Genomic DNA, 14536 nt, shown 5'->3' with positions numbered 1-14536 from the left:
ATCTTCCTCGCGCGGTTGGCTTTGCAAATCTGCCATTGTCGTCTCCCTTTTGCATGGTGAATTTGACACATCGTAAGTCTTTAACGAACTTACCACCGCGTTTTCTGTGGAACATGCCGATAGCCCAGCAAAGCATATCAGGCTAAAAATCACTTTCTTCATAATCATTTCTCCTTTTTGTTAGATGTTCTCGATAATTATATGTTGATACCATTTATACTCTCCATCATTTGATTGTATCTCATCTTTTGCTATTTCTTTTTTGAGATTGGCAAACCCTGTAAGCCCACAAATTTGCAAGTTTATGAATGCTTTTTGGGCGTTACCAACTGGAGCTAATGGGTCGTCTCTCTTATCTTGGCCATCAGTGAATAAGTATGTTTCATACTCTCAAAGCCGAAAGCATAGTTGTCTTCACGTTTATTTTCGACCATGTCTGCAAATGCCTTTATTTCATTGAAGAACCCCTGCGTTACAACCTGATTGTTGTCCAGGATAGGCAAAAAGGCGTTTCTGGCACACAGCCTAGTGGTTATTGCATTACCTGGCACGACCTTCTCTAAGGGTACGCCCAAGAAAGACGAACGTTTTGGAGAAAATTCTAGGGTCTCCATGTTGCTTAGCGTGTAACATCCCTTGCTTGTAGAAATGCTCAATTCTTCTTGTGCGTTCTGCCAAGAAAAGTCAGTAGATAACTCTAGCATACCTGTTACCTCCCGATGTTCTAATACAAGCATCAGGGTTTGTCCGCCATTTTTGAATGTTATTCTGTTTGCCGTTATCACCTTTGCCTCTCCGAAAAGATGTACGACATAGTCTAGGGGGTGAATAAAAAGCTCAAGCAAAACGTCGCCTTCGGGGTATAGTCCTGTTTGGTAACGATAGAGATAATGGTGCTTGTCTGTATTTTTCAGCCGTTGGTGTAAAAACTGTGTGATAGGGGCAAAACGCCTTTGAAGTCCAACCACAACGTGAGGCGAACCAAACAGCCTAACGGTATCGATAAGTGTTCTAAGTTGCTCTTCGTCTTCACAAGGAGGTTTTTCTATAAACAACGACTTACCCGCCTTTAACACCTTACGAGCAATCTGAAAATGCTCGTGTGGAGTTGTGGCTAAAATTACTCCTAAAATGGTTTCGTCGTCCAAAATGGTGTTCAGGTTGTCTGTTCCCTTAACGCCGTTATACTTTTGAGAGACCAACGTTGCCTTTTTCTCGGATGTGCAACAGATATATTTCAAAGGTAGTTGTAAATGTTGGATAACGGGTAACAAGTTTCCGACACAATGATTTCCTATACCTATAAGTGCATACTGGCAGGTGTAAGTGGCCCGTAGTCCATTTATACTGCGATAGCTTTTATATCTTTTGATGATATTGCTTAAGTTTGCCATGTCTACTGTATTTTTAGATTTGTGGTGTTTTGCGCCCGAAATGTTGCTTATATGTAATGTCCCTGTCTCGCGTCCATTGGTATTCACCGTAAAAAAGTTCAATCAGCCATTTTGGAAAAACGCGTTCAAGGTTTTTCAGCAAGATTATGTCGTACTTGCGGTGGTAATTTATCCAGCACTTATTGCATTTCCTAGAATGCTCGCATTGCAATTTACATGTGGTTTGTGAGTTTATAATCTCGTCGAGCGAGCTACTATGTATATTCCCCAACAGAACATTCAGATTTTGACACAGTGGTACATCGCCGTTGGAATGGATTACTGCCTGACTGAAAATGCTATGGCATCGAAGTTTGAGCCGTTTGTTTTTCCATTCATCGTATAAGGCCACAAAGTCATAATTCTCGCTTGTACTATGTATGGATGGAGGAATTTGGCTGACGAAACCATTACCCATCGCGTCCATCATATCTGCCGTTGTGTCGAAGAAAGACATTGTGCTGTAAATGCCGATACGTACATCCACGCCATGCACTTTGGCTATACCGATAACATGCTCCATGTCTTTGAATGTGTTCCATGGCGAAAGGCAAAACATTAAGGATAAAGGTACGAGGTCTTTGCACGCTTTCACCACAGCAATCACATTGTCGTAACCATCTCTCCCGCGCATGTGGAGGTAGGTTTCCCTAGTTCCGTCAAGCGAGACATACAGGTGTTTGGGATGGTGCTGCTTAACAGCAGCAACAACCTTGTCAACAGCAAGACCGTTGGACAGTAATGTATAATTGGGATGGTTCCTGTCAAACCAGCCCAGTATTTGGTCGGCCTCGGGATGGAGAACGAACTCGCCTCCTTCCAAACCCACCATTGTGCGTTTCGTTATACATTTACTCTTCATTATCATTATTATGTCGCTCAGGTTCAGGTGTTCTATTGGTTTCTTCCAAATGGCGCAATGCTTACAACGCGACTGACAACTTGTGGTAGAATAAATCATCAAGGATGTTAGTTCTTTATGTTGTTTGCGCATCATGTTGTTTACAAGCACCCATCCATTATAGATGTAGTCGTATATGCGATACATTGTCTTATTAATCGATTTTGTCTTTTTATAATAAAGAGCAAAAGGAGTTAGAAAGACTGCACAACGGAGAGGGTATTTTAGTTGCCTGTTCTTTCTCGGCCTACCACGTTAGGCGCAAGCCGAATGGCACGGTTATGATGAACGGATGTTCGGTGCGATAGGTTTCGATGCCACTCGCGTTGCCGAAGTAATAGAACATGTTGGGCTCTAAATAGATGCTGAACGGCTTGAACAGGCGATACTGCACGCCTACGCCAAGGTTGACCGACCATTGGCTATGCACCTTAATGCGCTCGCGTAGGGTGTATGTTGAGTCGGCAGTTACGGTGTATTTCTTAGCGAGCGAGCTATAAACGGGTATCTCGAACGTTACGCCACCTGTTGTATATGCATTGAAGCGGCCCTTAGTCCAAAAGCGATAGGTAAGGCGCAAAGGTATGCCAAGGTAGTCTACTCTTTGTGTTTTCCTCAATGTTGCGCGATGATACTCACTTTCAAACTCTGAATTTAGGCTTGTGTACATTAGTCCTGTGCCAAATGTCCAGCGCAGACTTAATTGCTTATTAAGCGAGAAACCTAACGTAATGGGGCGATGATGGTTGGCCTTTTCGCCTAAGCCGACACCAGCATCTGTGGGCGAGTCGATGTTGTTGTTCACAATCCAGGCTAGCCTAGCCCTTTCAACAGAATCCATCAGCGCATTGTTCCTTGTTAGATAGTTCTGACAATCTTCCCATGTGTATAGTTTTGCGGTGGCTCCACCATTAGCATAGTCAATCATCGTGAGATAGTTTTGATTTGACAACGCACTGTTTGCGCCAGCATTAGACGAATATCCAAGGTTAAACGTCCAAGGATATTTCTTCTTGGGCTTGACGGTTTGGGCCATTTGTTCATTCAAAGCAATGTCTTTGTTTGTAGCAATTGCAGGCAGCGATGATGGTAGCGTGTCTTTTGGCGTGTGTGTTACGACCAGTTTCCGTTGTATTGTGTCTGCATCGAATGGCAAAATAGTTTTTGTAAGCTTTGTGCTGTCTGCGCTTTTAGGAAAATAAAATGTGCCATTGTAGGCGACAGTTTGTGCCAATTTGCTATCCCCAACAGCGGGTGTGGTTGGCGTTGGGGTGGAATATGCTGGCTGATTGGCATTGGGTTTCATGCTTTCGTCCTTCGTCTTTTCGGGGGTGGCTTGCCGTTGTTTCGTTGTTCGCGGCTTTAATGTGGTTAATCGGCCCACCTTTTGCCTTGTCACCATATATATATATACAGGAATGAAAAGTGGTAACAGCAGCAATCCCCAATAATTACTTAGCATTGCCTGTAACATCTTTTTTGCCCTAAACAATTGTGAAGACGAACTATGTGGGTTAATTCCAAGCATTCGTCCTATCTCCTTGTGCGAGAGCCCGTCCAAAACCGACAGCTTAAATACCTCGCGACTGCCTCTGGGTAAGGTGTCGATGGCTTGTAACAGCACGTCTAACTCCACGCTTTGCCCGTTTTCTAAGGTGTCGTCCATCACCTCTCTGTTTAGATCCAGCAGCGATGTGCTGTGTTTTTGCATGTGTCGAAGATACTTTAACGAGAGATTTTTCACTATGGTTATCATCCATCCTTCTAATTTTTGGTTTTCTTTTAGTTCGCCAATGGATGTAAAAATGATGATGAATGCATCGTGTAGAATGTCTTCTGCCACACTTTCATCCTTAACATAGCTACGGCATACGCTCTTTAATTTGGGAGCATACGCCGCATATAGTTCACCAAGGGTTTCTTTGTTTCCCCTTTTGCAAGCGTCTATATCTATCATATATTTCTTAACAAGAAATGTCTTTTCCTTATTAAGAGGAGTGAGTTGAAGGCAAAAGACTGCATGACAATTGCTGTATTTTCACTATTTGGCACTTAAACTGCTACGTTGGCATAGAGCTGTTGAGAAGACAAAAGTGCGAAATGACTTGAATAACGCAAAACCACTACATTAAGAGGAGAATGCCAAATGTTCTCGATGTTATTATGCTTTGGCATGGTTTCGTTCGAACTCGCAACTGTTTCACGGTAACCAACAAAGACAACAGGTGGAGAGAGTTGTAGCACCAAAATGGGTTGGCGTTGAGTTTACTTTTAAGCAAAATGCGACACATGGGATTTGTGCTTGCGATTATGCCTTACCATATATAACACGTGCAGCAGAACTTTACGCACAAAGCGTGCGGCGGGCATGCGCGGTTAGCGTAGCACGGTTATTGTTCGCTTGTTGTAGTTAAGCAAGAACGAACGGTCTTTAAGGAAAGACAAGTTCAAGGTGCCAACGCTACGGTCGAACAGTCTGAAATCTAACACAAAGTGCTGTTTGCCCAAGGTAACGGCAACGTTCTCGCATTCTTTCACCATTTGTTTGCTCAGCTTTCTAGATGCACTGGCCACTTCCCTCTCCACTTCGCGTGTAGGTTCAAGCTTGATGTTGTTTGGAACATAATTGTTTCGGCTACCCGTATCGAACACAAATCGCCCCCGTATGCCATTTATCTCGGCATGAAGTGTGATGAGGTCGCGGCCAACATCAGCATAATGCCTGTGGTTCTTCCATTTTAATGTATAGTCGGGCGCGCGTTTGTCGGTGGGATTTCGTTGCACAAGCATGTCTTTGAGGTTAAAGAGCCACAGGTCTTGCTGCAGAATGTTAGCCCCGATGAGGAATTGGGGCGTGTACTGTTGCAGCTTTTCGGCAATGTTGAAAACCAAACAAACAACATTTCTATACGTTTTACCGCAAAACGAAATAGAATCAAGCGTAACTGGTTTTGTCCTTACACGTTCGTTGTCTGCACTAAGAATCAATTTCTCCGTTGCGTCCAACTGTATTTTGCACGAGTCTACGGCGTAAGTAGAGTCTATCATACACAGCGAGCAGCCCGTATCTATAAGCGCTTGCACGGTCATGGCCTTGTTTGGGGTGCTCAGCATGGCATCGGCGTAGATAAATCCATACTGATTGTACAGTTTCGACTGAGCCGCAACGCCTATCGCGAAGGCTAAGAGTAACAGTAGGTGCAATGCGCGTTGTTTCATTTGCCTGATTGTTGGTTTAGACTTTTGGTACAAAAGTACGACGTTCTATGGACTTATGCAAGTCATCCATCGTGTTTTTGACAGCAAATTCAATTGAAACACACTAGCAACTGGCGAGATAAAAGAGCATGTAAGTTCCTCCGCATGGGCATGGGCATAAGCCATTGCCAAGCATGGAAACAAGCGTTGGTAAGGGTTTACAACAGCAGAGAATTTGTAGTTTGCGCTAAACTTTTCTGCATAAAACATTGGCGTAAACCCGAAAATTCGATAAATTTGCAGGAGTTTGTTACAAAAGGAAGAGCACGAAACGACGTCTTTCTTAAAACAAACGCGACCCCAAACAAGCAATCACCTGATACAGATGCAAATGAAAAGAAACACATTGACTGCCCTTTTAGCCCTCGCACTATCTGCCTGGGCCGCACCAAACATGCAAGCACAAACAGAAGCACAGCAGTTGAACCATGCCGTTAGCTACGACTTGCCACGACTTGTGGCACAAAAAGGCGTGGAGAACGGTTACGATGCCATTGGTGCACTGCCAGGAATAACCGTGCAAAATGGTGTTTATACGCTCGGCGGACGCGCCATTGCCGTGTCTATCAACGGCGAAACGCAGAACGTGGCCTACGATCAGCTGCAAGAATTGCTGCGCGCCATGCCGGCAAGCGGCATCGAACGGGTGGAAATTGTGTACAATCCTGCTGCGCGCATGCAAGCCAACGCACCGCTAATCGCCCTTAGCTTTAAGCGTGGAGACGGAGAAAGCAGACCGTTTGCGGCCGAAGTGGGTGGCGACATCGCTCTTAGGCATCGCACATTGTTCGGCGAAAGGGCATCGGGCAGTTTTCGTAAAGGGCAGTTTTCGCTCGATCTGAGCTACCTACACAGCCACGGCAGGGTTCTCGATGCCTTACGAACGGACATTCCCCAAGTGCTTTCGCCTAGTTACGAAGACATAACCAACACGCAAGAACGACTTACGGCAACCTGCAAACACAGCTACCGACTTGCGGCGACCTATACTTTTGGCGCGCGCCACACGCTAAGTGCCACCTATCAGGGCTTTAACACCAACAACGACCTAAGCGTTAGCAACACAGATTCGCACTTGGGTTATGCCGATGGTAAGGCAAAGGCGTGGTTGCACAATGCAAGGATAGACTATGTAACGCCTTTGGGCATTAGGTTGGGCATAGAGGCCGCCTTCTTTCGGGCACCCGAAAGGCACGTGTTGATGGGTTACGTTAATCCCTTTACACTAGATCCTGATTTCAGTCCGTGGCTTGCCAGGCTATTGAAAGAAAATTTATTGGTGACCGATAGCCTTCGGACAGACCTCTGGCGCGCCTATATCGCAGGAGAACACGAACTGAACAACGGCTGGACCATCAACTATGGTGCATGGTTTAAGAAGGTGAAACACAACTCGGTGGTGCATAGGCGACACCAAGCGAGGGGCGAATACAGCGTGTCGTGGCATTATCCCGAGGAGCATTTCACTACCGCTTATGTGGGCGTGAGCAAACGATTTGGCGAGAAACTATCGGCAGAAGTGTCTTTGTCTGCCGATTACTATCATCACGTTATGACAACGCAATGGCGCGCGTTGCCCACTTTCAGCATCAGCTACGCACCCTGCGAAGGCAACGTTTTGTCGTTGAGCGTGAGTGGAAGTCGGGATTATCCGCACTATTCAGACCTGAACGGCCTGTCGCAACCCGACAATGGCGGACGCTTGTACACGGTTAACGACTCATGGCCAATGCCTTCGTTGCATTATCAGGCACAGCTTTCGTATGTCACGAAGGGCGGTTTCCAGTTCAGAACTTGGTACAATCGTGCCTCGGGACGTGTCATGCAACAGCCTTATGCCAATGGCTTTCTAGACTATGTTCTGCTGAAGAACTGCAATATCGACCGCCATCAGCAGGTGGGTTTGCAGGCTGTTATGCCGCATCAGTTTGGTTCGTGGCTCTATACTTGCCTTACTTTGGGCGGTGCTTGGACGCGAGATAAGCACGAAGCCAGGATGTGGGAAGAGGCTGTGAACAGTCGCATCATTCATGGCGAGGCGCAATTCACGGGTGTGGCCACGCTTTGTACCAAGCCCAACATCGCTTTGTCGGTAGACGCTTTTGGGCAAACCAAAACGCAACAAGGGCTTTGGGAATTGCCTGCTCGCATGCAAGTGGACATGAGTTTGCGTTGGACGTTTCTCAAAGACATGGCCACATTGCGCCTGTTTTGCAATGATGTGCTGGCCGATGGCACGCCAAAGTACCGTTATATGTACTTCACCTATGAGTTCGACATGAGAAATGTGCCTCGCAGACAAGTGGGCATGGGGCTTACGATAAGGCTATAAGGGCGATGGATTTATCGTGACCGATAGGAATAACAATGCATGTGGCTGCGCCACAAGCCTAACGGTGGTGTAATTTGCATTACCCCCAATCGGTCATCTCGAATTACTAAACTTTGTTAATTAAACGTAACGATAAAGTTAAATAGCTGTCGCACTTATTAGTTAAAGCATATTAATACGTACCTTTGCAGTCCGATTATTATTGGGGGTGAACTTAGAACCTCCGCTGCAACCGTGTTAATAGTCATGCTTTTGGCCGAGCCTGACGGTTAGTGAATCGGCTGCGAAAACCGAAAAATGTTTTTTAGTAGTATCAATTAAAAATTAGAATGGACACTTTAAGTTACAAGACTATTTCCGCTAATAAGGAAACAGCTAAGAAAGAGTGGGTGGTTATCGACGCTACCGACCAGGTAGTGGGCCGTCTTTGCTCGAAGGTAGCTAAGCTTATCCGCGGCAAATACAAACCAAACTTCACTCCCCACGTTGATTGTGGCGACAATGTAATTATCATCAACGCCGCCAAAGTGGTTTTCACAGGCAAGAAAGAAACCGATAAGGTTTACACTCGCTATACTGGCTACCCCGGTGGACAGCGCTTTAACACGCCTGCCGAATTGCGCAAGCGTAAGGGTGGCGTAGATCGCATCATCCGTCACGCCGTTAAAGGCATGCTGCCCAAAGGCATCCTAGGCCGCCATTTGCTGGGCAACCTCTATGTTTTCGAAGGAACCGAGCACGATAAGGCTGCACAAAAGCCTAAGGCCATCGACATTAACCAGTATAAATAAGGAAAAGAAATGGAAGTAGTAAATGCAATTGGTCGCCGCAAGAGCTCTGTAGCTCGTGTTTACCTCTCGGAAGGTACTGGCAAGATAACGATCAACAAGAAAGACATCAACCAATATTTCCCCTCTGCCATCTTGCAGTACGTGGTTAAACAACCGCTGCAACTGCTCGAAGTAGCCGAGAAATACGACATCAAGGCCAACCTCGACGGTGGTGGTTACACCGGCCAAAGCCAAGCTTTGCGCCTAGCCATCGCCCGCGCACTGGTTAAGGTGAACGAGGAAGACAAGAAAGCCCTGAAAGACCAAGGGTTCCTAACCCGCGATTCTCGCGCCGTTGAGCGTAAGAAGCCAGGTCAGCCCAAGGCTCGTCGTCGCTTCCAGTTCAGCAAGCGTTAATGTGTCTGCCTTCCATCTGTCGCTTACTGGCCTGCGCCTAAGGCTCATCCTTTGTGCAGCCTAAGCCTTTTCAGGGCTAGCAAAGCCACAACAGATGGAACAAACACAAGCTGAACAACGTTTAGTATCTAAACGGACACGACTCGACAACGGCCTCGGCCGCGATTACCTGCCCGTTGGTTCTAAATACAAACAGAATTAAAAAGAAAGTAAACATCAAACAAAACAAAGACATGTCAAGAACAAACTTTGACCAACTGTTACAGGCCGGTTGCCATTTCGGACACCTCCGCCGCAAGTGGAACCCCGCAATGGCTCCCTACATCTTCATGGAACGCAACGGCATCCATATCATCGACCTCCACAAAACTGTGGCTAAGGTTGACGAGGCTGCCGAAGCTCTCAAACAAATAGCTAAGTCGGGAAAGCGCATCCTGTTTGTCGCTACTAAAAAACAAGCTAAGGACGTTGTGGCCGAAAAAGCCGCTAGCGTAAACATGCCTTACGTTATCGAACGTTGGCCGGGCGGTATGCTCACCAACTTCCCTACCATTCGTAAGGCTGTGAAGAAAATGACAAACATCGATAAGCTGATGAGCGACGGTACATTCGCCAACCTCTCTAAGCGCGAGTTGCTACAAGTAACGCGCCAACGCGCCAAACTGGAGAAGAACCTTGGCTCTATCGCCGACCTCACTCGCTTGCCTAGCGCACTCTTCGTGGTAGACGTCATGAAGGAGGCTATCGCCGTTAAAGAGGCTAAGCGCTTGGGTATCCCCGTGTTCGCGATGGTTGATACCAACTCGAACCCACGCGACATCGACTTCGTTATCCCTGCCAACGACGATGCAAAAGACAGCATCGAGGTGGTGCTCACCGCTTGCTGCGCTGCCATCGCCGAAGGTTTGGAAGAGCGTAAGGTAGAGAAAGCCGACGAAAAGGCCGCTGCCGAACAAGCCGAAGAAGCCCCACGTGCCCCCAAAAAGGCTCGTAAGGAAGAGGCTAAGGCCGAGACCGAAGTAGCCGAAAAGACCAAAGAAGAGGCCTAACAAACAAATATGAAGCGGCAAAGGGGCACGACGATGACCACCCGCGCCGCTTCTTTTTTCAACTCAACAAAAAAGAAAAGGAATATATTATGGCTGTTTCAATAGCAGACGTACAAAAGCTGCGCAAACTCACCGGTGCTGGTTTGGCAGATTGCAAGAAAGCACTCGACGAAACCGGTGGCGACATCGAGAAGGCAATAGAGATTATCCGCGCTAAGGGTCAGGCTATCGCCGCCAAGCGTTCAGACCGCGAGACCGCTAACGGATGTGTGCTCGTGAAGGCTGAAAACGGATTTGGCGCAATCATCGCCTTGAAGTGCGAAACCGACTTCGTGGCTAATGGAAAAGACTACATTCAGCTTACGCAAGACATTCTCGATGCTGCCGTTGCAGCTAAGGCTAAGAGCCTTGACGAGGTGAAAGCCCTTACGTTGGCCGATGGCACAAAGGTTGAAGATGCCGTTATTGCTCGTTCGGGCATCACCGGCGAGAAGATGGAACTCGATGGCTACAACTTTATCGAGGGCGAAAACATCTACACCTACAACCACATGAACAAGAACTTGCTCTGCACGATGGTTCAAACCAACAAGCCTGCTGCCGAAGAGGGTCACGCTGTTACCATGCAAGTGGCTGCAATGAAGCCCATCGCACTGGATGAGGCTAGCGTTCCCCAGTCGGTTAAGGACGAAGAGCTGAAAGTGGCTATCGAAAAAACCAAGGAAGAGCAAGTAGAAAAGGCTGTACAAGCTGCCTTGAAGAAGGCTGGTTTCAATCTTTACATTGCCGAAAACGAGGAACACATCGCCGAAGGCATTGCGAAAGGTGAAATAACTGAGGCACAAGCCGACGAAATACGCCGCATCAAGAAAGAAGTGGCAGAAGAGAAGGCTGCCGCACTACCCGTAGAAATGGTGAACAACATCGCCAAGGGACGTATGGCTAAGTTCTTTAAGGAGAGCTGTTTGCTGGAACAAGAGTTCATCCAAGACTCTAAACTCAGCGTTGCACAATACCTTAAAGCTGCCGACAAGGACCTCACCGTTGTGGCCTTCACCCGCTTTACGCTCCGTGCCGAATAATAACCAAACTCCAATCTGCGATTTGTAAACTTAGGTTTCAACGCTCTTTGTGAGATATTTTCATTTTATAGAGTCCCCGCAGCCTGCGCTGTGGGGATTTTTTTAAGTCACGCCCTACTCCCCCAGCGTAACTTTAATTGTAATTCCTTGCATTGTTCTACACAGCCTCAATTCCTTCGGTAACAGTCAGACTACTTACGCTAAAAGTATTTCTTTGCGATGAAGGGAAATTTGGTTTTGTGAAACACCAGGTTAATACCTGCTTGCCTTAATGGAAACCACTCCCTTCACTTTTGTAGTGAATTATTAGAGACACATTTGGCGGCTTACATTGTTTTTGAAAATAACATTATAGGGCAATGCCAATTGTCAGAAAAAATAACTATATTTGCATCATAAAATCAACTTCTTATGAAACCAATGATTAAATATAGAGGGGGAAAATCTAAGGAAATTCCTCATATAATGTGGCATATCCCTAGATTTACGGGTAGATATGTTGAGCCTTTCATTGGTGGAGGTGCACTATATTTCTATTTAGAGCCAAGAGAAGCTATCATCAATGACATAAACAAGCAGCTAATCAATTTCTATAAAGGTGTACGAAACAATTTCCCAAACCTGAGAAAGGAGTTAGACGAGATAGAAGCGTTATACGAAATCAACAGGAGAGATTATGAAACATTGAAGGCAAACACACCAAACGAAAGGGTAGAAGATAAAAATGAAGTGCTATACTACTTGCTGCGTGACATGTTTAACAACAAAGTCAGCAAAAAATATAGTGATGCCCTCCTCTATTACTTCATTAACAAGACCGCATACTCCGGTATGATTCGCTACAATGCAGATGGTGATTTTAATGTTCCGTATGGTCGCTATAAGCATTTAGGCACTCAACAAGTCTCCTTATCGCATTGTGAGCTGTTGAAGCGAACAGAAATTCACAATGTCGATTATGCCAAAATTTTCAACATGTGTGCTGATAACGACTTTGTGTTTTTAGACCCCCCATACGATTGTGCATTTTCTGATTATGGCAATGCGGAATATAAAGATGGTTTCAATGAAGATAGCCATAGAAGGTTAGCAGAAGATTTTAAGAACTTCTCCTGTAAGGCATTAATGGTTATTGGCAAAACCCCGCTTACGGAGGAACTCTATAGACAATTTATAGTTGATGAATATGAAAAAAGCTATGCGGTAAATATTAGGAATAGATTTAAGTCGGAAGCCAAGCATCTTGTAATAGCTAATTATAAAAAGGATTGGGACAATGTACAGTTCTTTGCCCCCGAAACAAACAAAGAGCATGCAATTCTTGAAACCGCACAGGTAATGTTGTTTGAACCTAAAAAGGAATATCGTGGCAAGAATAAATAGTAGGACATTGTTCTTGACGACATCGCCAAGAACTCCAAGCAAAATGATCCCCGAGATCATGCTACTTGTAGAACACTTTGCAGGTAAGAAGTGGGACAAGGAAAGCCAATGTGCCTTTATGGAAGTATTGAAGAACGAAAACTTCTTTAATGGTAAAGGCGAAAACGACCCTGCATTCAGTGCAAGGGATAGAATAAATCGTGCACCGAAGTCATTAGGTTTCGTAAAACTTTCACCCACTATTAAGCTAACCCCGGCAGGCGAACAACTCATAAGTTCCAAACGGAAAGACGAGGTTTTTCTCCGCCAGATGCTTAAATTCCAAGTGCCCTCCCCTTATCACAAGCCATCAAGCAAGGCTGCGAAATTCTGCATAAAACCATATTTAGAGATGCTGCGTTTGGTGAGAACGATGGGAACATTGAAATTCGACGAGCTCCAAATGTTCGGAATGCAGCTTACTGATTGGCACGATTTTGAGCGTATAGTTCAAAAAATAGAAACATTCCGCATTGAAAAAGCAAAGAACAAGGGCAGTTACAGAGTATTTAAAGCGGAATACCTAAACACCGAACTGAAACAAATCTACAAGGAGCGTATAGGGCAAGGAGAAACGCAGACAAGAGAAAGTGCAGATACTTCGCTTGACAATTTCTTGCGTACACAGTCAAGCAACATGCGAGATTATGCGGACTCTTGTTTCAGATATTTAAGAGCAACCGGCCTCATAAATGTATCACAGGTTGGTAAGTCACTATCCATTGTACCTGAACGCATAGAAGATGTGGATTTTCTTTTGGAGAAAATAGACCGCAATCCGCTCACATTCAAAAGCGAAGCAGCGTATTGTACTTATCTCGGGGACACTGGAAATCCAAAATTGTTCACTGATAACAAAGCCAATCTACTTGAAAAGTTGCATACCGAATTCTCCGGACAGACCATTTCAGAAGAATCTTCCATAGAAGAGCTGAAAGACTTGCTGGGCAACCTGCGAGACGAGCGACGCGATAACAATATTAAGAACGAGGTGAAGTCCATAAAGGAATATAAACTTTATGACGACATTCAATCCGTCTTCGGTGATATTGCAGCCAAAAAGTTCTACGACAACCCCATCATGCTTGAATGGAACACATGGCGAGCGATGACAATGCTTGACGGTGGTAACATTAAGGCCAATCTTAACTTCGATGATTTCGGCAAGCCGCTATCAACAGCAGCAGGAAACATGCCAGATATTGTCTGCGATTATGCCGACTTCCTTGTTACGGTAGAAGTAACAATGGCTTCTGGACAAAAGCAGTTTGAAATGGAGGGTGAACCCGTGAGCAGGCATCTCGGCAAATTGAAGGTTGCATCGGGCAAGCCTTGTTATTGCTTGTTTATAGCCCCGACTATCAACGAAGCCAGCATTTCTTTCTTCTATATGCTACACAAAACCAATTTGGCAATGTATGGAGGTAAATCTACGGTTGTACCACTTCCGCTGACTTTGTTTCAGAAGATGGTCGAAGACTCTTACAAAGCGGGTTATATACCCAATCCTGAAAAGATAAAAGCATTTTTTGAAACCTCAAATACTTTGGCTCAAAAAACCGAAGACGAACGCACATGGTACAAAGGCATGTTAGAAAAGGCTATGAATTGGTTAGGGTAAAGAACTGTATACCAACTTATCTCATCCTATCAAAATTCATAATTAAAGAAGTATACCCGAAGAAAATGCGTTTGAAATTAACCCCAATCGCCCATTGCACCGCTTATCACGTGTCCTACCTTGTTTCCATTGCTCCCAGCCTATCTTTCATTCGTTTGCCAGCATCTTGCCAGTCTTATTCTCTTGACGTAGCCCGCTACACCCTCAAAAACAAGACAGACAATATGCGCAACAATTTCGTAGTTTGCACG

11 protein-coding genes are annotated in these 14536 nt (G+C 45.5%); 7 read left to right on the top strand and 4 right to left on the bottom strand.

Translation table 11 applies throughout. From position 1 onward, the window contains the following. Positions 1–335: 335 nt before the first annotated feature. The 4 genes from HMPREF0670_RS08475 to HMPREF0670_RS08460 all read right to left on the bottom strand — a co-directional run bounded on the left by HMPREF0670_RS08475 (position 336) and on the right by HMPREF0670_RS08460 (position 5553). The gene (locus HMPREF0670_RS08475; protein ID WP_009230750.1) at positions 336–1394 is read right to left on the bottom strand and encodes a Gfo/Idh/MocA family protein; all 1059 of its coding nucleotides are present in this window, start codon (positions 1392–1394) and stop codon (positions 336–338) included. 13 nt (positions 1395–1407) lie between these two features. Then, entirely contained in the window at positions 1408–2481 is a 1074-nt protein-coding gene (locus HMPREF0670_RS08470; RefSeq protein WP_044077991.1) for a radical SAM protein, read from the bottom strand. Positions 2482–2581: 100 nt separating this feature from the next. Then, the gene (locus HMPREF0670_RS08465; protein WP_009230748.1) at positions 2582–4291 is read right to left on the bottom strand and encodes a sigma-70 family RNA polymerase sigma factor; all 1710 of its coding nucleotides are present in this window, start codon (positions 4289–4291) and stop codon (positions 2582–2584) included. 419 nt (positions 4292–4710) lie between these two features. After that, on the bottom strand, positions 4711–5553 hold the full coding sequence (locus tag HMPREF0670_RS08460; RefSeq protein ID WP_044077990.1) for a retropepsin-like aspartic protease: 843 nt from the start codon (positions 5551–5553) through the stop codon (positions 4711–4713). 370 nt (positions 5554–5923) lie between these two features. Between HMPREF0670_RS08460 and HMPREF0670_RS08455 the strand changes: the two genes are divergently transcribed. From HMPREF0670_RS08455 to HMPREF0670_RS08425, 7 genes are all read left to right on the top strand, one after another. Next, positions 5924–7924: an outer membrane beta-barrel protein gene (locus HMPREF0670_RS08455; RefSeq protein ID WP_157579606.1), complete on the top strand. Its 2001-nt coding sequence runs from the start codon at positions 5924–5926 to the stop codon at positions 7922–7924. A 329-nt stretch (positions 7925–8253) separates the two neighbouring features. Beyond that, positions 8254–8715 carry a 50S ribosomal protein L13 gene (gene rplM, locus HMPREF0670_RS08450; protein WP_009230745.1) on the top strand — a complete coding sequence of 154 codons (462 nt, stop codon included), beginning with the start codon at positions 8254–8256 and terminating at the stop codon, positions 8713–8715. 9 nt (positions 8716–8724) lie between these two features. Next, the gene (rpsI, locus tag HMPREF0670_RS08445; RefSeq protein WP_009230744.1) at positions 8725–9111 is read left to right on the top strand and encodes a 30S ribosomal protein S9; all 387 of its coding nucleotides are present in this window, start codon (positions 8725–8727) and stop codon (positions 9109–9111) included. 233 nt (positions 9112–9344) lie between these two features. Continuing rightward, positions 9345–10160 (top strand): 30S ribosomal protein S2, encoded by an 816-nt coding sequence (gene rpsB / locus HMPREF0670_RS08440; protein ID WP_044077989.1) that lies wholly within the window; start codon positions 9345–9347, stop codon positions 10158–10160. An 89-nt stretch (positions 10161–10249) separates the two neighbouring features. Then, a complete protein-coding gene (tsf, locus tag HMPREF0670_RS08435) occupies positions 10250–11242 on the top strand; it encodes a translation elongation factor Ts (RefSeq protein WP_009230742.1) in 993 nt (330 codons plus the stop codon). 411 nt (positions 11243–11653) lie between these two features. Further along, positions 11654–12625, top strand: coding sequence for a DNA adenine methylase (locus HMPREF0670_RS08430; RefSeq protein ID WP_157579598.1), 972 nt, complete (start codon positions 11654–11656; stop codon positions 12623–12625). Beyond that, positions 12609–14285 (top strand): AlwI family type II restriction endonuclease, encoded by a 1677-nt coding sequence (locus HMPREF0670_RS08425; protein WP_009230740.1) that lies wholly within the window; start codon positions 12609–12611, stop codon positions 14283–14285. The genes HMPREF0670_RS08430 and HMPREF0670_RS08425 overlap by 17 nt, the downstream gene beginning before the upstream one ends. The last annotated feature ends 251 nt before the right edge of the window (positions 14286–14536 follow it).

The organism is Prevotella sp. oral taxon 317 str. F0108 (genome assembly GCF_000162415.1).
GTDB lineage: Bacteria > Bacteroidota > Bacteroidia > Bacteroidales > Bacteroidaceae > Prevotella > Prevotella conceptionensis.
This window is presented reverse-complemented; position numbering and strand designations above follow the sequence as displayed.